General features: G+C 38.3%; 23 protein-coding genes. 16 read left to right on the top strand and 7 right to left on the bottom strand.

Annotated features, from left to right (window positions below):
* Positions 1 to 4 precede the first annotated feature (4 nt).
* The 4 genes from L1264_RS12910 to L1264_RS12895 all read left to right on the top strand — a co-directional run bounded on the left by L1264_RS12910 (position 5) and on the right by L1264_RS12895 (position 3,831).
* The gene (locus tag L1264_RS12910; protein WP_105180499.1) at positions 5 to 766 is read left to right on the top strand and encodes an SDR family oxidoreductase; all 762 of its coding nucleotides are present in this window, start codon (positions 5 to 7) and stop codon (positions 764 to 766) included.
* A 108-nt stretch (positions 767 to 874) separates the two neighbouring features.
* Positions 875 to 1,363, top strand: coding sequence for a hypothetical protein (locus L1264_RS12905; RefSeq protein ID WP_199526477.1), 489 nt, complete (start codon positions 875 to 877; stop codon positions 1,361 to 1,363).
* 55 nt (positions 1,364 to 1,418) lie between these two features.
* Positions 1,419 to 3,242, top strand: a complete 1,824-nt coding sequence (locus tag L1264_RS12900; RefSeq protein WP_199526478.1) for a protein kinase domain-containing protein — start codon at positions 1,419 to 1,421, stop codon at positions 3,240 to 3,242.
* A gap of 211 nt (positions 3,243 to 3,453) precedes the next feature.
* Complete coding sequence (locus L1264_RS12895; RefSeq protein ID WP_135924611.1) at positions 3,454 to 3,831, top strand: hypothetical protein; 378 nt, start codon at positions 3,454 to 3,456, stop codon at positions 3,829 to 3,831.
* 111 nt (positions 3,832 to 3,942) lie between these two features.
* On the opposite strand, the gene gloA is transcribed toward L1264_RS12895, so the two are convergent.
* The 4 genes from gloA to acuR form a co-directional block, all read right to left on the bottom strand.
* Positions 3,943 to 4,473, bottom strand: coding sequence for a lactoylglutathione lyase (gloA, locus tag L1264_RS12890; RefSeq protein WP_199526479.1), 531 nt, complete (start codon positions 4,471 to 4,473; stop codon positions 3,943 to 3,945).
* A 189-nt stretch (positions 4,474 to 4,662) separates the two neighbouring features.
* The gene (locus tag L1264_RS12885; RefSeq protein ID WP_105180503.1) at positions 4,663 to 5,079 is read right to left on the bottom strand and encodes a VF530 family DNA-binding protein; all 417 of its coding nucleotides are present in this window, start codon (positions 5,077 to 5,079) and stop codon (positions 4,663 to 4,665) included.
* A gap of 90 nt (positions 5,080 to 5,169) precedes the next feature.
* Positions 5,170 to 6,162: an acrylyl-CoA reductase (NADPH) gene (acuI, locus tag L1264_RS12880; RefSeq protein WP_199526480.1), complete on the bottom strand. Its 993-nt coding sequence runs from the start codon at positions 6,160 to 6,162 to the stop codon at positions 5,170 to 5,172.
* Between the two features lie 61 nt (positions 6,163 to 6,223).
* Entirely contained in the window at positions 6,224 to 6,856 is a 633-nt protein-coding gene (acuR, locus tag L1264_RS12875) for an acrylate utilization transcriptional regulator AcuR (RefSeq protein ID WP_199526481.1), read from the bottom strand.
* Positions 6,857 to 7,231: 375 nt separating this feature from the next.
* Here acuR and rmf point away from each other — a divergent pair, with 375 nt between their 5' ends.
* Positions 7,232 to 7,402: a ribosome modulation factor gene (rmf, locus tag L1264_RS12870; protein ID WP_138557519.1), complete on the top strand. Its 171-nt coding sequence runs from the start codon at positions 7,232 to 7,234 to the stop codon at positions 7,400 to 7,402.
* A gap of 64 nt (positions 7,403 to 7,466) precedes the next feature.
* Here rmf and fabA read toward each other — a convergent pair whose 3' ends face one another.
* On the bottom strand, positions 7,467 to 7,982 hold the full coding sequence (fabA, locus tag L1264_RS12865) for a bifunctional 3-hydroxydecanoyl-ACP dehydratase/trans-2-decenoyl-ACP isomerase (protein ID WP_054553819.1): 516 nt from the start codon (positions 7,980 to 7,982) through the stop codon (positions 7,467 to 7,469).
* 207 nt (positions 7,983 to 8,189) lie between these two features.
* Here fabA and L1264_RS12860 point away from each other — a divergent pair, with 207 nt between their 5' ends.
* The 4 genes from L1264_RS12860 (at position 8,190) to L1264_RS12845 (ending at position 11,356) form a co-directional block, all read left to right on the top strand.
* Positions 8,190 to 9,047, top strand: coding sequence for a 6-carboxytetrahydropterin synthase (locus L1264_RS12860; RefSeq protein ID WP_135924602.1), 858 nt, complete (start codon positions 8,190 to 8,192; stop codon positions 9,045 to 9,047).
* Positions 9,040 to 9,858, top strand: a complete 819-nt coding sequence (locus L1264_RS12855) for a M23 family metallopeptidase (RefSeq protein ID WP_199526482.1) — start codon at positions 9,040 to 9,042, stop codon at positions 9,856 to 9,858. Before L1264_RS12860 ends, L1264_RS12855 begins: the two co-directional genes overlap by 8 nt.
* A gap of 5 nt (positions 9,859 to 9,863) precedes the next feature.
* Entirely contained in the window at positions 9,864 to 10,298 is a 435-nt protein-coding gene (locus L1264_RS12850; RefSeq protein ID WP_135924597.1) for an acyl-CoA thioesterase, read from the top strand.
* A gap of 107 nt (positions 10,299 to 10,405) precedes the next feature.
* Positions 10,406 to 11,356, top strand: coding sequence for an endonuclease/exonuclease/phosphatase family protein (locus tag L1264_RS12845; protein WP_235404100.1), 951 nt, complete (start codon positions 10,406 to 10,408; stop codon positions 11,354 to 11,356).
* Here L1264_RS12845 and L1264_RS12840 read toward each other — a convergent pair.
* On the bottom strand, positions 11,332 to 11,733 hold the full coding sequence (locus L1264_RS12840; RefSeq protein ID WP_235404098.1) for a response regulator: 402 nt from the start codon (positions 11,731 to 11,733) through the stop codon (positions 11,332 to 11,334). The two genes, L1264_RS12845 and L1264_RS12840, sit on opposite strands and share 25 nt — an antisense overlap.
* Entirely contained in the window at positions 11,730 to 12,647 is a 918-nt protein-coding gene (locus tag L1264_RS12835; protein WP_235404096.1) for a glycosyltransferase family 2 protein, read from the bottom strand. The genes L1264_RS12840 and L1264_RS12835 overlap by 4 nt, the downstream gene beginning before the upstream one ends.
* 222 nt (positions 12,648 to 12,869) lie before the next feature.
* Between L1264_RS12835 and L1264_RS12830 the strand changes: the two genes are divergently transcribed.
* The 7 genes from L1264_RS12830 to L1264_RS12800 all read left to right on the top strand — a co-directional run bounded on the left by L1264_RS12830 (position 12,870) and on the right by L1264_RS12800 (position 21,356).
* Positions 12,870 to 14,021, top strand: coding sequence for a glycosyltransferase (locus L1264_RS12830; RefSeq protein WP_235404095.1), 1,152 nt, complete (start codon positions 12,870 to 12,872; stop codon positions 14,019 to 14,021).
* Positions 14,022 to 14,030: 9 nt separating this feature from the next.
* Positions 14,031 to 15,449, top strand: coding sequence for a lipopolysaccharide biosynthesis protein (locus tag L1264_RS12825; protein ID WP_235404093.1), 1,419 nt, complete (start codon positions 14,031 to 14,033; stop codon positions 15,447 to 15,449).
* Positions 15,433 to 16,797: an O-antigen ligase family protein gene (locus L1264_RS12820; RefSeq protein ID WP_235404091.1), complete on the top strand. Its 1,365-nt coding sequence runs from the start codon at positions 15,433 to 15,435 to the stop codon at positions 16,795 to 16,797. Before L1264_RS12825 ends, L1264_RS12820 begins: the two co-directional genes overlap by 17 nt.
* The gene (locus L1264_RS12815) at positions 16,790 to 17,500 is read left to right on the top strand and encodes an acyltransferase (RefSeq protein WP_235404089.1); all 711 of its coding nucleotides are present in this window, start codon (positions 16,790 to 16,792) and stop codon (positions 17,498 to 17,500) included. The genes L1264_RS12820 and L1264_RS12815 overlap by 8 nt, the downstream gene beginning before the upstream one ends.
* Positions 17,497 to 18,633, top strand: a complete 1,137-nt coding sequence (locus L1264_RS12810) for a glycosyltransferase (protein WP_235404087.1) — start codon at positions 17,497 to 17,499, stop codon at positions 18,631 to 18,633. Before L1264_RS12815 ends, L1264_RS12810 begins: the two co-directional genes overlap by 4 nt.
* A gap of 171 nt (positions 18,634 to 18,804) precedes the next feature.
* Positions 18,805 to 20,280, top strand: coding sequence for a GumC family protein (locus L1264_RS12805; protein ID WP_235404085.1), 1,476 nt, complete (start codon positions 18,805 to 18,807; stop codon positions 20,278 to 20,280).
* Complete coding sequence (locus L1264_RS12800; protein WP_235404083.1) at positions 20,277 to 21,356, top strand: glycosyltransferase; 1,080 nt, start codon at positions 20,277 to 20,279, stop codon at positions 21,354 to 21,356. The genes L1264_RS12805 and L1264_RS12800 overlap by 4 nt, the downstream gene beginning before the upstream one ends.
* The last annotated feature ends 6 nt before the right edge of the window (positions 21,357 to 21,362 follow it).

The raw sequence follows: 21,362 nt of genomic DNA, 5'->3' as shown, positions 1-21,362 counted from the left end.
TGTTGTGGAAATTAAAAACAACAACATCGTAATTACCGGTGGTGCGCAAGGTTTAGGCTTTGCAATGGCCGAAAAATTTGCATCGCTTGGCGCAAACATCGCTCTTATCGATATGCAACAAGACGTACTTGATACTGCAGTATCAGCGCTTGCCAAGCATGGCACAAAAGTCATGGCATATGCTGCTAATGTCACAGATGAAGACGCTGTGGTAGCAACGTTTAACACGATTAACAAAGACTTTGGCCATATCGGCGTGTTAATTAATAACGCAGGTATCTTACGCGATGGTATGTTTATCAAAGCAAAAGAAGGCAAAGTGGTTGATAAAATGTCGTTGGCTCAATTTCAATCTGTGATTGATGTGAACCTAACCGGTGTATTCTTAGCTGGTCGTGAAGCTGCGAGCCACATGATTGAGTCAGGCAAAGGCGGCGTTATTGTTAATATGTCGAGTGTTGCCCGTGCTGGTAACATCGGCCAAACAAACTATGCAGCGTCTAAAGCCGGTGTTGTTGCGATGACAACGGGTTGGGCGAAAGAATTAGGTCGCTTTGGTATCCGTGTTGGTGCAATCGCACCGGGTGTTATTCGCACCGCGATGACAGATGCAATGAAACCAGAAGCAAAACAACGCATGATGGCGGTAACACCAGTGGGTCGTTTTGGTGAAGCAGAAGAAATTGCCCAAACAGCACAATACATTGTAGAGAATGACTTCTTTACAGGTCGTGTTGTTGAAATTGATGGCGGTATCCGCCTTTAGTTTTAAATGGTAACCCTTTACCCATTGAAAGTACCAAAACGGTAAGCCTAGCTTGCCGTTTTTTTATTTTTTAAGTATTTTAAATTCATAATGATAAGGAGATTTTTTATGAACACTGATGGCATTACAGTATCAATGAGCAAGGGAATTAAAGCCAACTTCAATCTGGGTGAACATTTAATTGAATACTGGGGTTCTGCTTATTCTGGAAAAGAAGTTCTGAAAGTTGACGGTGAATTAATAGCAGAATCACGTAACTTTAAAACGAAATCTGTTCATGAATTTAATATTGATGGTAAAGCCTGCCAGTTGTCTTTACGTGTTAGGCCCTTCTTTAAGTTCTCAGCTGTTATATCGTTAGAGTGTGAAGGTGAATTAGTACAACGCTTCCAACTAACCTACGGTAAAACACGCAAAGTAGCCTGGTATTTCAGGTATCTCGATATATTGGCATTTTTTATTTTGGGATGGGTATTTATGGCAGAAGTAATATCACTTAACGAGCTAATTTTACTTGCTGGTGCCATTTTAATTTTTTCAGAAATAGTTTTTAAAAATCATGGCTGGATCATCGAAGAGCAAAAGCCTTGTAATTAAATGCCTAGCATTCAATAATTAAGCGGTTAAAAGCCGCTTAACTTTGAGAGATGCAGTGAATCCCAAACAAATCCGCAATTTTTATATCAATGAAGAACAGTCTGTTTATTTGCTGTCTCACCATGATGCTAAAAAGCACCGTCAATGGCTTAACATTTGTATTAAACAGCTTACTTTGCTTGGTTACAGTGACGTTGAATTAATTGGTTCTGGTGCGTTTGGATTTGTTTTTGCTGGTGTTGATGATGAAAACCTACCTTGGGTATTTAAGTTTTCACGGATAACCCTTGCACAAAGTGTACGTGACCGTTTAGAAGACGAAGCCTACATGCTCTCGCAAGTTAAAAACCCACTCGTACCAAAATTTTATGCCTTTGAGCGCATTAAAAAACAAGGCATTTTAATGATGGAGCGCGCTCTAGGTGAAGACTTAGAAAAAATCTCCATCAAACAGGGGCGTTTCAGCGCAGCAAAAGTTATGGCGCTTGCTCTTAGGCTACGTAATGTGCTGTTAGATTTACGTGAACACAAAAATGGTTTAAGCCCACAGCCAATTGTGCATGGCGATATTAAACCATCTAACATCGTTTATGATGAACAAACCAATAAGTTGTCGTTGGTAGATTGGGGCAGCTCTGTTTATGCACAAATAGACGCAGAAGGAAATCCGGTTGCCAGCAACTTTATGGATCTTATGTCTGCAGATATTAGCACCACCAATGCACGTATGGGTGATGTTTATTTTATTGGTGATGAGCAAATGTCAGGCGGGCAGTCATCGCCACGATTTGATGAGCAAGGTGTTGCTTCAACTCTTTATGCACTGGCATCTGCACAATCATGCCGGTTTGGTGCGGCGGTGATTCCGGCAACAAGCTTAAATTTACCTATGGAGCTTGCCCGGGTCATTGACGGCATGCTTTCAAAAGATAAAGCAACCCGAGATGGGGCAGGTGATTATTTTATGCGTAACATGCCTACAATGGCTAAAGCGTACCTACCTGAACTGCCTCGTAAAGTCATTCGACCTTATATCCCTTATTGGTTTAGTGAGTTTGATGAGCACCCAGATACAGTGGTTTACAGTTCTCGAAAGCAATTTTTAAGACAAGCTGACCATAATCAACAATTACTTGATGTAAACGATGCCCAGCTCGATAGATACTACAAAGAGTTTTTATTTGATACCGGCGACACCGAAAAAGCATTTTTGGCTTCTATTAGCCGATTAGCAAAATATCCGGTAGTAGGGGGCTTAAGTTTTCATTGGAAAGAAAACTCAATGTTTGTTGAATCATCACTTATCCTGCATGATGAAACACTTGGTACAGCCTTCACCGATGCCATTAACAACACGGTGATGTTAGCACAGGGAATTGAACAAAAAGGTCTCTTTAAATGTTGTTTGTTTGATGCGCGTAAGACCATTCAGCTAGAGCGTGATGGCACCGGTGCTTTTAAGTTTGAACATTTACCTGAGCTTGATTACGAAGTAATGGATTTACAAGCCTCAGACATAACCAGACCGCATTCTTACTTTGAAGATGGTAAAGACCCGGATGAGCAATTACAGCTCCCGAAAAAGGTCATAAAATGCGTATTTGAGCTTAACCAAATACACCACACGGGCTGTATCATTTTCGAAGCCTTACCTGATAGGATGAAGATACACCATTACTATCGTCTGCTAGATGCCAGTAAAGAACCTGAATTTAAACGTTTATTAAGTAAGCTTATGCAATACGCGGTTAGTATCACAGATGTAGGTGTAGCAGGCTTTATGAAGCTACCTTACAAAAATACCCGTGAATTTGATTTATGCACCAGACAGCCCGATGAGTTTTTTCCAAGAGATCCGAAAAGAGAAACAATTGAGTAGATTATTTAAAGTTGCTAAATGACCTTCATTATGTGAATCACATTGGATATGTATTTTTTACGCTGTTTTTGTTCGTAGCTTTTTCTTGAAAATTAATTTTAGCTACATCCTTTAGTCCTGATATTATCCAAAAGTTTTAATTGAATCATTGAAAAATGTAGGGATAAGCCTAATTGTAAAAGTCGAATATGCTTTTAAATGGAATTAATATATGTTCTGGCTAATATCCTTTATTATTTTGCTCGCCATTACTGTCGTGCCATTTCCTTTTAAGATATATGGATATCTATCAGGTAAAGATGACAGTCCTAAGATTGTTAAATTTGAAGAAATAACGAACGCGCTCTTTATGTCATTGGGATTGTTCGCATTTTATGGTTTCATCACAGATAAAGTTTATTTAACACCTGAATTTTGGAATGGGTGGTTATGCGTCGCCATCGTATGGTCTTTGCTGCCTTTATTTTGGTCACCTAAGCTTGATTATGCTAGTGAAATGCTCGGCCGTAATAATATGCGGTTGCTGGCAGCCGTAAGTTCTATTTTGTACCTCCCTTTGCTTTTTGCAGTCTATTTTTATGCAAACTAATTTTTCACTTCGTAGAACACTTTACCCTAAAGCAAGTTCATATTTAGAAATGAAACCTTAGAATGAAGAATAAAATAACCTGCTAAATAGCAGGTTATTTACGGTGCAATCTTACTTATGCTCTTCAATTATCTCAGTGATCCCTTTAGCTGAGAGTATTTCTATCCAATACCCATCAGGATCTTTGATAAAAGCTAAGCCTTTCATCGAGCCATCGTCTGGTTTTTTTACAAACTCAACATCGTATTTTGCAAAACGTTCGCACGCAGCGTAAACGTCTGGCACGCTAATACCGATATGACCAAAGCCTTTTGGTTCATCATTTCCACTATGATAACCAGCAAAGCTGTCGTCGTTTTCTGTGCCCCAATTATGCGTAAGCTCGATAAGAGCAGGGCGGCGAAATACCCACTGTGCTTTTTCTTTATCGGTGCCTTTTGGCATTTCTTGCTCATAACCTAAAAAGTACAGCGTAAACTCCATTTTAGGAAAATCATATTTACCCAGTAACTTCATGCCTAAAACGTTTTGGTAGAAATCTAAAGAAGGCTTTGGATCTTTAATACGCAACATAGTTTGTTGCATCACGAAATCTTGCGTTGCGTTTGCGATTTGTTCAGGTGATTCGTTGTAGTTAGACATATACATCCTTTTTAACTGACATTAATGATGATGCACTCAGTCTAACATAACCACGTTACCCTTAAATTAATAAAAAATAATATTGACCAGTTTGACTGGTTGTGAAGATATTAACTTGCTAACTCACATAAAAAACCGCCTCAACAGGCGGCTCTTATAAATTGACAGCTTGTAACTAGCAATTGTTGATTAGTTGCCCCAAGGATTACTCGCACTTGAACGCTGTTTACGCGTTCGTGCTTGTTGCTTGGCTTCTTTTTTTGCGTGAATGCGTTTAGCGTCGGTAAAACTTAACTCACACGGTTCACCAGGTTTTTGATCCGCAGGGATCACGCGATCTCGAGGTGGCAGCTCGTAGTTTACATCGTCTGGGCGTGGTAAATTTTTAAGGCGATACAAATAAAAGTTTTCTACTTTTTCTTGTGCCCATTGTGTTTTACGTAAAAACTTAACCGCAGATTTAACATCTGGATTATTTTTAAAGCAGTTTAAACGCATATAGGCGTGGAGCAATTCCCAGCCATATTGCTCGACAAGCTCTGTCACTACTTGCTCGATACCTACACCTTGCAGTGGGTTATTGCTGAAAATTTCTTTATTACTCATTAGACTGTCCGGTATTACAAAACTAGGGTAAGTATAATTGCCTTTACCCTAGTTTTATAGCTAACTTGCTAAGAATGTTTATATTCGAGCTTATTCTTTGCAATTAACTACAACGCGGCCGCGAATTTGACCTTTTAATAACGCTTCTGCATTTTCTATGGCTTTAGATAGCGGTATTTCTTGCGAAATAGCATCGAGGTACTGAGTTTCAACTAACTCACTAAGACGTTGCCATGCTTCAATTCGATCAGCTTTAGGGCGCATTACACTATCTATACCCATTAGACTAATGCCACGAAGGATAAACGGCGCTACCGTTGCTGGAAAGTCCATGCCTTGTGCTAACCCACACGCTGTTACAACACCACCGTATTTAATCGATGCACACACATTTGCAAGGGTGTGACTACCCACAGAATCAATTGCGCCAGCGAATTGCTCTTTAGCGAGTGGTTTACCAGGTGCTGAGAATTCTTCGCGAGATAAAACGCGTTTTGCGCCTAATTTTTCAAGGTGCTGCGCTTCATTCATTCGACCTGTTGTCGCAACTACATCGAAGCCAAGTTTATTTAATAAGTAGATAGCAAAACTACCCACGCCACCATTTGCACCGGTAACAAGTATTTCACCACTTTGGGGCGTGATATCTTGTTTTTCTAATGCAATAATACTCAGCATTGCCGTATAACCTGCAGTACCAATTTGCATAGCCTGTTTAGGTGTTAAATTAGCGGGTAGGGGGATGAGCCAATCAGCACTCATAGACGCCTTTTCACTTAGGCCACCTAGGTATTTTTCGCCAACACCAAAGCCATTTAGCAGCACTTTATCGCCAACTTTAAATTCATCGCTTTTAGACTCTGTCACTGTGCCTGCAAGGTCAATCCCGGGGATCATAGGAAATGTTCTTACCACTGGCCCTTTACCTGTGATTGCTAAGGCATCTTTGTAATTTAACGTGCTGTAGTCAACATCAATATTTACATCATGCTGGTGGATGCTCTCTACAGGAAAGTCTGTGTATTCGGCACGATAGCCTTGATCATCTTTATTAATAACTACCGATTTTACTGATGTTGTCATGGTGACTCCTTTTAGACCGATCGTCTTTTAATGGTTAAAATAAAACCGTATTTAAACGGCTTTATAAAATTAATCGTAAAAATTGTGCTGTATAAAGGGTAAGTGGTTCACTTGATTTATCAAGTTTAGAGCGCATTACTGCACCTTCCCAGCCAATCCAGAAAAACTCAGCAAGCATTTTACAATCTGAAACTTGAGGTATTTGTTTTTGCTGCTTGGCGTCGATTAAGCACTGCTCAATTAAAGCTTGCCAGCTAGTGTAAGCCTGCTTAATACGATCAATCATTGGGTCATCAAGATAGCTGAGCTCTTGATTTAAATTGCCAATTAAGCAACCGCGCTTAAACTCAAACTTTGCCATGCCTTGTTTGGCGTCATTGGCAAATAGCACAATCCTCTCAAGAGGGGTTGTTGAACTATTTGTTAAATGGCGTTTTAACTTGGCCTGAAAATAGCTGTCGTATGCATCAATGAGGGCTAAACCAAAATCATTCTTGCTTTTGAAATAATGATAAAAAGAGCCCTTGGGAACCTGAGCTGATTTTAAGATTAAATCAATACCGGTTGCACTAAAGCCTTTTTCGGTTAATACAGCTAACCCGGTATTAATTAATAGGGCACGAGTATCTGCATTTGAACGTGCTATTTTTGGTGGCCTGCCACGACGGCTTGGCACAGAGTTATTTGTTTCCATGCCAACCATATTAGACCGATTGGTTTTTAATATGCAAGAACTATATTGCTTAAATTGTAATCATCATAAATTTGTCATGATTACAATTAAATTGGGAACTTTGCGCAAATGATGTTGGTCACAAATACTGAAGCTAAAAAGAGCTGTATCGTTTTTAGCTGAATTTAAGTGTATTAATAGATGGTTTTAGTTAAAGAGGTACGACCACTTAGTCATTTTAAATGTTAATTCATTTGAGCATCAGCACGTTAGTTATTGTCAATTTATTTAATTGCTTTTTGCTATTTGAATTTAACAGTTTTATTAACTATTCATTAAATGTAGATGTCAATTTCGCTACATATCTATAAATATAAAAAGGTGAGGATATTACCTATGAAGAGACAGAAAAGAGATCGTTTAGAAAGAGCTCATTCTCAAGGTTATAAAGCAGGCTTGGCAGGCCGTTCTAAAGAACAATGCCCTTATCAACAAGTCGATCCTAAATCTGAATGGTTAGGTGGCTGGCGAGAAGCCATTGAAAACCGCAATATGTTTAAAACTTAATATAGGCACCTTATTTACGCAAAAAAGCCCCATTTAGGGGCTTTTTTGTATCTTTAATTAAAGATTAAAACGCAGATGTATCTTGGAAAAGACCTACTTTAAGATCTTTTGCTTCATAGATAACACGACCATCTACTTCAACAGTACCATCTGCCATACCCATGAATAATTTACGTTTAATTACACGTTTCATGTCTAATCGATAGGTTACTTTTTTAGCAGTTGGTAAGATTTGACCTGTGAATTTAACTTCACCTACACCAAGTGCACGACCAAGACCTGGACCACCAGACCAACCAAGGAAGAAACCAACTAATTGCCACATAGCATCAAGGCCAAGACAACCTGGCATTACAGGGTCACCTTTAAAGTGACAGTCGAAGAACCAAAGATCTGGGTTGATATCTAGTTCTGCAACAATTTGACCTTTACCGTGCTCACCACCGTCAGCAGTGATAGAGATAATGCGGTCCATCATTAGCATGTTGTCACTTGGTAAACGACAATTGCCTTCACCGAACATTTCACCTTGACCACAAAGGACCAATTCTTCTTTTGTATAGCTGTTTTTAGGTTCCATAACTCTCATTCATCGCTTAGAAATTGCCACGTACTTTAGCGTACACTTGTACGCTAAACAACTCGGAGCAGTTAATTATTTACTATTTTTCGCTTGTTTTATGACCATTTAATTAAACTGTAGCCGATAAAGGGAGATAAAACCGCGCATTGTGAAGTAAAAATCATTATAATTGCTGTGATTCTTTAACCAGTCTAAAGGAAATTTATGATCCTTTTTGTAAACTCACTGACAGTGATTGATTTTTCTTACTTGTGTAATAAACGCGGCGCAGTTGGCGAGAGCTGGATTGTGGATTTAACTCTGCATGGCCAATTAAATGATGAGTCGATGGTGCTTGATTTTGGCTTAGTTAAAAAGCAAATCAAGGGCATTATTGATAACTGTATCGACCACAAACTTGCAGTGCCTGCCAAATTAAACGGTTCACTAACACAGCATGCTGAGCATAGCGTGCTAGATTGCCATTTTGGTGATAATTATCACTTAGCTATGAGTGCTCCTAACCAAGCATTTTGCTTAATTGATGCGGATGTTGTTGACGAAAAATCAGTAACTGAGTTTTTGATTAAAACGATAATGCCTGAGCTACCTAGCAACATCGAAAAGATCGAAATCAATTTATACCCAGAACATAGCCAAAGCTTTTACTATCATTACAGCCATGGCCTTAAAAAGCATGATGGTAATTGCCAGCGTATTATTCATGGTCATCGTTCGCAAATTGGTATTAGCCTTGATGGTATGGCTATGCCACGCTTACAAAAAGAATGGGCAGATAAATGGGAAGACATTTATTTAGCCACTGCTGAAGATGAAATTAACAAAGCAGACCTTAAACATGTAACTGCACAAGACAACGATGTGTGTTTTGCGTATACATCACAGCAAGGCTATTTTGAAATGGCAATTGATAAGTCTCGCTGCGACATTTTACCTTGCGATACCACTGTTGAATGCATTGCAGACTACTTAAGTTCTCAAGTTAAAAACCAATACCCTGAATCAGAGGTAAAAATTACTGCTTACGAAGGTGTTGGCAAAGGGTCAATCAGTTATGCGTAAAGGATTACTAGTAGCAGCGTTTGCAGGGCTGTTCTCACTTACTGCAAGTGCTGTTGAATTAAAAGGACATTTAACCCAAGGCGGTTTAGTAACAGGCCAAATTGAAGGTGCTAAAAGTGTTAGTTTTAATGGCGAGAAACTTAAGCTTTCAGAAAATGGTGATTTTGTATTTGGTTTTGGTCGTGATGCCGAGACAAATCATAATCTTGCTTGGGTTGATAGTAATGGTGTGAGCCACGAGCAAGCAATTACAATCACCAAGCGTGACTATAAAATTGATAAAATAACTGGTGTTGCAAAAAAATATGTTTCGCCACCTAAAGAAGTGTCTGAGCGTATTAGCCGTGAAGCTGTTGCTGTGCGTAAAGCTAGGCAAGTTAATTCTGACTTAAGATACTTTTTAGACCCAGTTTATAAACCTGCAACCGGTCGTATATCAGGTGTTTATGGTAGCCAGCGCTACTTTAATGGTGAGCCACGCAGACCGCATTTTGGTTTAGACATTGCAAATAAAACAGGCACTCCAGTATATGCCCCTGTAAGTGGCACTGTGGTATTTGCTGATGCAGACTTATATTACTCAGGCGGCACGTTAATTCTTGATCATGGCCATGGCGTTACTTCAACTTATATTCATTTAAGCAAATTAGATGTCAAAGTAGGGGATGAAATTAAGCGTGGCGATAAAATTGCTGAAATTGGCGCGACTGGTCGCGTAACTGGCCCTCATTTAGACTGGCGTTTTAATTGGAAGAATGAACGCCTTGACCCTGCGCTAATGATGCAAGACACATTAGCTAATGAAAAGTAGAGACTATGACACAACAAATCGATCGTGACGCTATTATTGCAAAGCGTATTGCTGATTCAACAACTTCAGTAACAAAAACTGTTTTTCCTGGCCGTACTAATCACCATAATACTTTATTTGGTGGTGATGCATTAGCTTGGATGGATGAAGTGGCTTTTATTGCTGCTACGCGTTTTTGTAGAAAGCCACTTGTAACGATTTCGTCTGACCGTGTGGACTTTAAAGAAGCTATTCCTGCTGGAACATTTGCTGAGCTTATTTCAAAAGTTGTACATGTAGGTAATACCAGCCTTAAAGTAGACGTTGAGATTTTCTTAGAAAGAATGCATAAAGATGATAAGCACTTGGCTATTTCTGGTAGCTTTACCTTTGTAGCTGTTGATGATAACCATAGACCAACACCGGTTGTTTGCGAAAAAATGATCAACGGTTTCGATTAACTAATCGACAAATATTTTTAATGTAATAAGTACCTATGGGTACTTATTATTTATAAGGTGAAGAACACATCATACAATATTTGGGGTAAATAAAAGCTCAGCAAGGAATGAATTATGCAACTATAAATTCAACAAAGGGAGGGTCGATGAATTTCATACTTTTTATTTTATATAGTTGCATACTTATATTGGCTTTTAACCAAGTTGATAACTATTGGTTTGATCTTATCGCCTCATTAAGAGGGCAAATGCTTGCGTTTAGCTTGCTGTTTGCAATGGCTTGTGTTCATAAGGCTAAGAAATTGGGCGCTGTGTGCGTGGTATTAAGTACGGTACTGATCTTTCATCATTATAATTATTTTAATCAAGCTGACTCTCAACCAGGTGATATAAAAATAGCGCAAGCAAACGTCCATTATAGTAATCCATACTTAACCGACATAATTAATACTCAGCTAGTTAATAGCGACAACGATATACTCATTTTCTTTGAATTTAATGATACACAGCGTCACCTACTTAGTGAACTTAAAGGACGTTATCATTTATTTGGCTATGCTGAAGTTGAAGGGGCGCCATTTGGAATTATTGTTATCTCAAAACATCCAATTATCCAGAAACAAATTAAGTATTTAGATAACCCAAAATTAGGTTTTGTAAAACTTAACTTTTTGTTCAAAGATACAGTCGTGAGTACAATTTTACTGCATCCGCCATCTCCCAGAAATCAGCTTTTATGGGAGCAAAGAAATTATCTTTTATCGCAAGTTGATCAACAAATGCTTCAATTAAAAGGGCATTGGTTTATAGCCGGGGATTTTAATACTGTGCCTTGGTCACGTTATTTTTTAAATCATAACAACAGTTGTTCTCAGCAAGGCCGTAACTATGCAAGTTGGTCTGCTGTTGAAAATAAATTGACTATTTCGTTAGCGGGTTTACCAATTGATAATTGTATTGTAAGCCAAGGAACGCGACTTTCTGGAGTACACACGCAAGTCATCAAAGGTAGTGATCACCATTTACTAAGCTATCAACTTTCTTTTTCGACATATTGATTAGCGCGTAGAAAGCTATTTTCTATCAAAAGATTGATTATCATCGTTAACTCAAAATTATCCCATGGCTTTGCTGTGATGATATTGGCAATGTTTTTATATATCGCATGCTTAGTTGCTTCTAACTCAGCATAACCTGTAAGTAGCATTCGCGAGCAATGTGGTTGGATCAGGCGAATTTCTTTAAGTACAGTTAAACCGTTTAACGTTGGCATTAGTAAATCACATATAACTAAGTTTACATTATTTAATTTTGTATATTTGATCGCTGCACATGGGTCACTAAAGCATACAACAACATGGTCTGGTGATAGTAAACGCGAGAGGGCACGTAATATAGCTTCATCATCATCAATGATTAAAATGGTTGTTTTCATGATTGAGCCCCAAGTAAATGCCTTAAATCATACAAAACATGTTTAAAATTTCGTTTATGTGGAAATAACCAAAACGCTTTGTAAGAGTAGGCTAATGCCTTTGAGTAGTAACCAAGCTCCCTATAAAATTCACCATAGCATTCACTTAATCGCGCTTTGATTTTTTTAAGTTCATTGTTTGATACAACAGATTGGTTACGATTAATTATTTCGACCATGGCCGCTAAACGGTTTTCTCTATTTGCTGTAATAGAATTGGCGCGCATTAAATAGTGCATTGCACACTGTGTTGAGTAGGCAACATAACCTCGTTTAGCTAATTTTAACCAGCAATCTAAATCGGTAGCGCTACTTAACTTATTGTCAAAACCACCCACATCAACAATGGCTGAACGTTTAACCATAACTGATGATGTACCAACGATATTGGTGGTGATCATTTGGCTGATTGGGTTTTCAAGTAATTGGAAATCTTTACTTTCTTTATTGCATTTAAATTCAGGCCAATAGTCGAAACAACCAATAATGTCCTCATTCTGTTCATTAAAATGCATATAGTCAGTAAAACTTAACACACAATCAGGATGTTTTAGATGGAATGCAAGTTGACTAGCAAGCTTATCAGCAGACCAATAATCATCGGCATCTAAAAAAGCTAAGTACTCTGACTTTGATTGTGTAATTGCAAGGTTACGAGCAGCAACAACGCCCTTTCGTTGTTGACTAAAAATCCGTACTTCATTTTTTTCAGCGGCAAGTCGTTGTAGGTAGTTGATACTGCCATCAGTGGAGCCATCATCGACAATAATGATCTCGAACTGAACGTTTTTTTGCTGATAAATGCTGTTAATACAAGTATCTAAATACTGTAAGCAGTTGTAGTTTGGAATGATAATACTGACTTGGCTGTTCATAATATGCTCCAAAAGCATTTCTTCACGTAGTAAAGAATACGCAATTTAGACGCCAGCTTTAAATCTGTATTTTCTGTTAAATTACTAAGTCTTTTCTCTTTGTGCGTTGCATTTTGCAAATGCTAAGCATGTTTTTATCTCATTTCGGGAATTTAGCGGCTTTTTTGTCGGGTATGGAACTTGCCATAGCTCTTATAACCGTTTTTGTAGGAGCGTTTTTTTATGAAGCACATTGCTATATTAGTCCCAAGCTTTCCGATTGCATCAGAAACCTTTGTTGTAACAGAAATAAAAGCGCTGTTAAACGCAGGGCACAAGGTGACGGTGTTAACCTTCGAAAAAACCAGTGTGTTGATTAACTTAACCAGCGCTATTGAAGTGAAAAAAATCACTAAACCAGCGTTTAAATCAATACTTCCTTCAATGCTAAATATTTATAAGTTAGCAAAAGCAGCTCACACTGCAGCTCAATTTAAATCAATTTCAACTCAATCATTACTTGCGTACGGTTATCAAATTGCACGTTATATAAAAGCGGCAAAGATTGATCATCTACATTGTCATTTTATGCATGGACCACTGGCTTATGGCATTGTCGCAGCGAAACTTGCTGATATAACAGTATCATCAATTGGCCACGGACATGATGTTTATGTAAACAGTGCTGACCTAAAACCTAAACTCGCATTTTGTGATTTTTCGATAGCTGTTTGTGAAGAAATGGCTATGCAATTTAAGCGCTTTTCTGACAGTAACGTTAAGTTACTGCATTGTGGTATCGATACCAGTCAATTTAATCATAGCCCCACATCACTTAATGAGTCCGTCCGGCTAATTTTTATAGGACGGTTAGTCGAAAAAAAAGGGTTGCAGTTCTTATTACCTGCTTTGAGACAAATTCCGAAAGAGCTTGGGATCACTGTTGATATTGTTGGTGATGGCCCTATGTTGAACGATTTAATCTTTATGGCTGAAGAGTTAGGAATAAGAAAGTCTGTCCGGTTTTTAGGTGAAAAACCACATGATTGGGTCAGCGAAAACCTAATTTACTATTCAGCTCTTATCGCACCTTTTTGTATTGCTGAAAACGGTGATAGGGATACAGGCCCGTTAGTGTTAAAAGAAGCCATGGCCTCTGGTTTACCTGTACTCACCACCACATTAATGGGGGCAAACGAAATTGTCACACCCCAAGTTGGAATGAAATGCATGCCTGGGAGCATTTCTGCTATTAGCAAAATGCTATTTAAATTCCACCAACTTTCTCCTCATCAGCGTTATATGCTAGGTCAAAATGCTAAACAGCATGTAAATCTAAACTATAACGCAATAAAACAGGCAGAACGGTTATCACAATGGGTTGAATCTTTATAAGGAACGACCATGAGTAACTTAAAGCAAATAGGCTACTTTGCATGTGCAATTTTTGCGGTGAAAGGAATGGGTTTTATACTTTTACCCATTACAACTCGCCTTTTAGAACAACAGGAGTTTGGTCAATTAAACTTTCTAGTAACACTGTCTGCATTATGTTCTCTGGTCGTTTCATTAGGGTTACCTGAGTTATTGCTAAAGCAACAATACGATTCTTTTAAAGAAAAAATGGCATTGTTTCGTGACGCTTTAATCTTAATTCTATTCTTCTGTCTAATGTTCATTCTTTTTGGATTTGTTTTTTCAGAAGATATCATCAAAGCATTACCCGCCAATATCAAGCTGATAGATCTCAAGTTATTAATAATAAATCTTGCGCTAGCAGCCATATTAAGTATTCCTTATACCTATTATCGACTATTTGATCATGCGCAAAAGTATTGTTTTTACAGCGTTTCTCATGCTCTGATTCAAACGTGTTTAACAATTACTTTATTAGTGCTTGGCTATAATATCACCGGCGTGATGGTTTCAGGAGTTGTGTGCACCCTAATTATTTTAGCATTCACTGTTCATGATATTGCTGATGCAATAAAAGTTAGCTACGCAGAGTTTAGTTGGCGAATCAAAAAATCTCAGGGTGTGTTTTTACTTTCTATAATTTCATCGGGGTTGTTTGTTTATGCAGGTAATGGAGCAGAAAATTGGTTCATTGTTGCTTACTTCGATGAAAAATTGTTAGCTAATTATTATGTTGCGGCTCAGTTTGCAATTATAACCTCATTCACCTTTGAGCCAATTAGACTATGGTGGTTTGCTAAACGCTTTAACCTTATCAAAACAAACAAATTACAGTATCAACAGTATGCTATTTTGTCTCTGAATACGGGTCTTGTATTGTGCGTTATAATGGCCATTATTGCGCCTTTATTACTTAATTTTGTATTACCAGCTCACTATCATGGGCATGACGAATGGCTCGTGTTGCTAATATTAGTTGTTGCTATCAGACATCACAGTGACATTTTAAATATTGGTTGTTACATGCATAAAAATGGTGTGTATGTATCTGTTGTTAATTTGCTAACTGCATGTTTAGGATTAACTTTACTGTATTTCTTGGTACCACGTTTTGCAGTTGAAGGCGTAATAGCCGCTTTAGCTATCATGCAAAGCTTTAAATTAGTATGTTTTTACATTTTGAGTCAACATCTTGAGCCTTTGCAGCTAGATTTTTTTGCTGTTATCCCAAGTTGGCTTGCATTAGTATCAATAACCTTTGTAACACTGCAATTTGAAAGTTCACTAACAGCTAAAGGGCTTATTCTTGTCTTTTACATTACCGGATTAGCCTTCCAATATAAGTCACTATTTTTACCTGCCATTAAAAAGCTAGTTAAGGGGCATGATTATGCTCAATTACTATAAACAAAACACGCTTTTAATTAATGGCATTTTAATTACTTTTGCTGTAGCAGTGACATACGCAACGGTAGGGCCAATAGCTGTATTTGCTTTGTTGCTCCTGCCATTCGCTGCCTTCACTGCGGTAAAAGTCAGTGTTGCATTTATTATATTATTCATCCTGTTTAGTTACTTTAGACTCCATGAGGCATTTCCAATGTTAATGCCTTTTAAAATACCAAAGCTACTAGCACTTGCATCGTTGCTTGGTATTGTTTGGCATCTTTTCATTTCTCAAAAACTTAAGCCTCACTGGCAAACAAGTCACCTTGTGTTCTTTTTATGGTTTGTTTGGCTCACCGTGTGTGTATTCAGTGCGTCTAATCGTGGACTTGCGATGGAGTACTGGAGTGGCGTTTTAACTAAAGTGCTCATAATGGTCTTTGCAATTTCTTGGTGGATGACATCACTTAAATATTTTAATGCAGTCAGAATTGGCATCATGATTTCTGGTGCTGCCATAGCCTTAGTGGCACTGAGTAACAAAATGAATGGGATTGGTTTAGTAGAAGGGACACGCGTGACAATCTCACGTGAACTGCGTTCGCAATTAGGCGATCCCAATGACTTGTCATTGGTAATGATGTTCCCTGTGTCGTTTTTAGCAGCAGAAGTGTTTGATACAAGTGCGCATAAAGTCAGACGAATAATTGCATTAATTTGCTTAGTGATTGCTATTAGTGGCGTTATTGCGACTCAAAGTCGAGGCGGACTACTCGGTATTGCAGCAGTGATTAGCTTCTTTATTTATCAAAAAGTTAAGAACCCCGTAGTTGTAGCTTGTATTGGTGCTGTTGGAATGCTTGCTATGGTGGCGTTTGCTGGTATTGCTGATAGGCAAAGTGGTGGTTCACATGAAGGCGGAGTTGATGAATCTGCTATGGGCCGTATCTATGCATGGCAAGCAGCGATCAATATGGCGATTCATAACCCACTAACGGGGGTTGGCGTTAATAATTTTGTTGTTAATTACTATTTTTACAGCCCCCATTGGGATGGCAAGAATCATGCAGTACACAGTACATGGTTTCAAGTTTTAGGTGAAACAGGCATTGTTGGCATATGCATTTTCATATTAGTGATTGCCTGTATTTACCGCAGTTTAAACCGAGTATTTTTGATAAATACGCAGTTAAATGATGAAAAAATAGCGGTAAATGCGAAAGCGTTAAAAGGCGGATTAATTGGCTTTATGGTGTCTGGAACATTTTTAACTCAAGCATTTACATGGCCTATTTATATAATCCTTGCTTTAACAATTGCCTTAGAAAAGCTGGTAATGGATAGACAACGGGAGAACGCACATGAGTGAACAACTTAAACATTGGTTAAAATCAAGTGACAGCCCATTTGCAAAATCACTTTTTCAATTTGCAAAAGCTATTCGCAATCCGCAAATTTGGGTGATCCCCGGTGTACATTCCTTGCTGTTTAAACTGCATTTACTTATTAGCACAACTATTAGCGAGATGGCACGTATCTTTTATTACACACCGTTATTTAAAAGCCAAATTAAAGGCACTAAAGCTAATTTATATCTTTATTCAGGAATGCCACAAATATTAGGCAAACTCGAAATTAGTTGTAAAGATAATACGCGCATTAGTGGTATTACAACATTTTGTGGGCGGAGTCAGGGCGAATTTACACCTAAGCTTATAATTGGCAGTAATGTTGATATTGGCTGGCAAAACGCATTTTCAGTGGGGCGTAATATCATTCTAGAGGACGATGTGCGTCTTGCTGGTAGGGTGTATCTAGCAGGGTTTCCTGGTCACCCATTAAATTCACAAAGACGTGCAAAGGGTGAGCCTGATGATGAGTGCCAAGTAGGCGATATCATCATTAAACAAGGCGCTTGGATTGGTACTGGTGCAACTGTACTTGCAGGAGTAACAATCGGTGAAGGGGCTATTGTTGCAGCAAGCGCTGTCGTAACTAAAGATGTACCTGCAAACACTATCGTTGCCGGTAACCCAGCAAAAGTTGTTAAACAGCTTGAGGATTCGCTATGAAATTTATTGTATTCGGCGAAGACTGGCAAAGTCACCCAAGTAGTACACAGCATCTATTCAAACAACTAGCAAAACAGCATCAGGTTATTTGGATTAACTCGATTGGGATGCGCAAACCAACATTTCGCTTGATTGATTTGAAACGAGTTTTTAATAAATTAAAAAGCCTTTTTTTATCAAAGCGCTCAAGCCCAAATGCTAAAACAACTGATCATAGCCTCAATTTAGATTTAACAGCGCACACATTAGCCGTTTTACCTTGGCACGATAACCTTATTGTAAGGCTATATAATAAGTGGATTTTTAATAAAAAAGGTTTCATAGGTGATGAGCCAATTGTGTATTGGTTAAGTGTGCCAACAGCAATTAGTTTAATCTCTCCAAGAGAGCAAGATAAAGTAATTTACTATTGTGGTGATGACTTCTCAGCACTGGCTGGTGTTGATCACAAAATGGTTGCGCCATTTGAAAGTGAACTTATCAAAAAAGCAGATACTATCTATGTTGTTAGCGAGCGACTTGCCAACAAAATGCCAAAATCCAAAGTGAAAATGCTTTCTCATGGGGTTGATTTAGCACTTTTTACTACACAAACAGCAAAAGCCAGAGAACTTGAGCAAATAAGCAAACCAATTATTGGTTTTTATGGCTCCTTAAATGCTTGGCTTGATAAAGCCTTATTGTTGACTCTTGCTAAAGAGAGGCCTGAGTATCAATTAGTGTTAATAGGGCACCTTATAGAAGATTTCTCTGAGCTACTCAAGTTGGACAATGTAACCCACATAAAGGCTGTAGAGCATGATCGTTTAGCTTCATTTTCACAGCATTGGCAAGTATCAATCTTACCGTTTGTTGATAATGAGCAGATAAGATCTTGTGATCCACTCAAGTTAAAAGAATACATAGCCACAGGCACACCAATCGTTACAACACGCTTTGCTGCGGTTGATCCTTATCGTGAGACCATCTTAATAGCAGACACCCATCAAGGTTTTATCGATCGAATTGACTATGCAGTTAGCTTAAGTAAATCACAAAACTTAAACTGGCGAACTAATCAATCTCAGCAAGCTAATAATCATAGTTGGCAAGCAAAAGCCACGTTAGTTTGTAAACAACTAAGATTTTGCTGATTTAATCGTAAAACCTAAAAGCTGCATCTTGTATAGCTACAACATGCAGCTTTTTGCATTTTGGCTCGAGACCTGCAACTTACTAATTAAATGAATGTATCAGGGTTATTTATTTTCAATTTGCAATCAATAACCCAAACATTTTGCAAAATGCAAAGCAATAGGTAAATCATGTTAGTAAAAGAGCAAATCAAACGGTTACTATATTTAGGGCTTTATGCGCTATACACGCGTATTAAGCTTTTTATTATCCCGTTTTGTATTGTGCCACTCGTCGTAATTGTGCTTGCTTTATTTGCACAAAAACAATACAGCAATCATGCAACTATTTTAATCGAAGAATCTGCACTACTTAACCCATATTTAGATGACTTATCTTTCTCATTTCAATTATCAGATCGTATTGCAGCGTTACGCACCTTAGTTATCAGTCGCAAAGTACTTATCTCTGTAGCGAAAGAAACACAATTAATCCCTGAAAATGCCAGCAATAAACAGGTTGAAGAAATACATCAACAGTTGTCTAAGGCTTTATCTTTATCTTTGATTGGTGATGAGCTGGTCCGCATCAACTTTATTTGGCATAACCAAGCACAAATGAAGCCCGTGCTTGAAAAGGTCGTTGAAAAATTTATAGAGCGTTTACTTGCTCCAACTAAAGCTTCTCTGGATACGTCTGAGCAATTTTTCTACATACAACTTGATAGTCTACGTGAAGAATTAGAGGCTTCAGAAGAAGCACTAGCAGAATTTAAAAGTCAAAACAGTAATACTTTACCAGCCGTGCTTCATAGTAACCGGCAAACATTTGATACCTTACTAAGTGAAAAACAACAAAAAATGATTGCTCTATCTGGTGCAAAAGCAAAGCTTAATGCACTGGTAAGCAAAGTAGGGCAAGCAAATCCTATTTTAGGAAACTTAGAAGAAAAAATAATCCGTACAGAATCAGAACTCAGTTTGCTGCGCACTCGCTATACCGATAAGCACAGCAAAATCATCGAGAAAAAACGTACCCTCGTTAATTTAAAAAGCCGTCAACAAGCATTACTAGAGAAAAGCGAACAGTTAAGTACAACAAATATCGATCAGCTTTGGCAGTTAGTGAATACCTTACCTTCTCAAGATAACAAAGAATCAAGTGTACTGGTTTCTCAACTGTTAGCACTTGAAGAGGCACGCAACAACTTACTACAGCAAGAGCAAGAGTTTGCCATGTTAGAAGAGCAAGTGAAGCTAGTGAGCGATCGTTTATTAGTGACCAGTGATGTTGAAAAGCAATTACGTAAACTCGAGCGTGACTATGAAGTAAAACAATCACTATACAAAGATATGCTCAGTCGTTACGAAATGGCCAAAGTGACCGGCAAGCTTGTTAAATATGAAGGCCCTGACAAAGTTAAGACAATTGAACGCGCATATAGCCCAACGCAACCAATAAATACCTCAATTATGATGACTGCAATTGTAGGTCTTATCTTAGGAATATTTACAGGTGGTGCAAGTGTGTTTGTTGCAGCCCTTTGTGATAGCCATTTAAAAGACACGCAAACCATTGAAAAGTTAACTAACACTGAGGTGGTAACAATACTTCCTATCGTCAATAACGGGGAAATAACCGGCATTATTGAAGGAGAAAAATCATGAATGTTATGCATTTAGTTCAACACTTACAGGTAGGTGGCTTAGAAAAAATGGCAATAACGCTGCTTCAAAACAGTCAATTTAAGCATTCAAGTATTATTGTTTCGCTTGAGGGGGATAGAAATACTGCATTTGAACAGTGGCCTGAGCTTGAGCCTTTCAGTCATCGCGTCATTTGTTTAGATAAAAAGCCAGGGATATGTTTATCTGTTATAGCTAAAATCAAAAGTCTAATCAAAGAGCATGATATTGACATAATACATAGCCACCACATTGGGCCACTGATTTATGCGGGGATAGCAAGTTCGTTATCGCAAGGTTCAGTACGGCATATTTCAACAATACATGACGCATGGTACCTCACTAATACAAAACAACGCACTTTTACAAAGTTATTAGATTCGTTAACTAATATATATTGGGTTGCTGACGCACGCATTGTTGCAGACGAATTTAGAGCCAAAACTGCGATTATCCCCGAGCGCACTATTTTAAATGGCATAGATTGCGAAAACTTTATGGCTATTGATGCTAAAGCAGCTCGTGAACAATTCAACTTACCCAATAATGTTAAGTTAATCGGCTGCGCAGCAAGACTCATAGAAGGGAAGGGTCATAAAGATATGATTCATTCACTTCGCTACTTACCCGATGATTTTCATATGGTATTTGCAGGAGATGGAGACCAAAAAGAGTATTTATTAAATTTGGTAAGAAGCTTGCACTTAACTTCGCGGGTTCATTTTTTGGGAAATGTACATGATATGCGTGCATTTTATTCAAGTATTGATGTGATGTGTTTGTACTCTCAACGCGAAGGCCTTCCACTTTCAATAATTGAAGCAATGGCATGTGGTATTCCAATTGTGGCCAGTGATGTGGGAGGCATTCATGAAGTCGTTACTCCAGAGCAAGGTGAACTTGTCAGTGTTAATGACTTTAATCAACTTGCTCCTGCAATTCAAAGAGCCTGCACTTTACCGCGGGGACTATGTATCCGTCACCATGCTATTAAGGTTGCTGATGCACGAACAATGAGCAGTAAATACGATAATTTATACTCAGCACTGCTGATGTAGGAGGTT

The sequence above is a fragment of the Pseudoalteromonas sp. APAL1 genome, from assembly GCF_021532475.1.
GTDB lineage: Bacteria > Pseudomonadota > Gammaproteobacteria > Enterobacterales > Alteromonadaceae > Pseudoalteromonas > Pseudoalteromonas lipolytica_C.
This window is presented reverse-complemented; position numbering and strand designations above follow the sequence as displayed.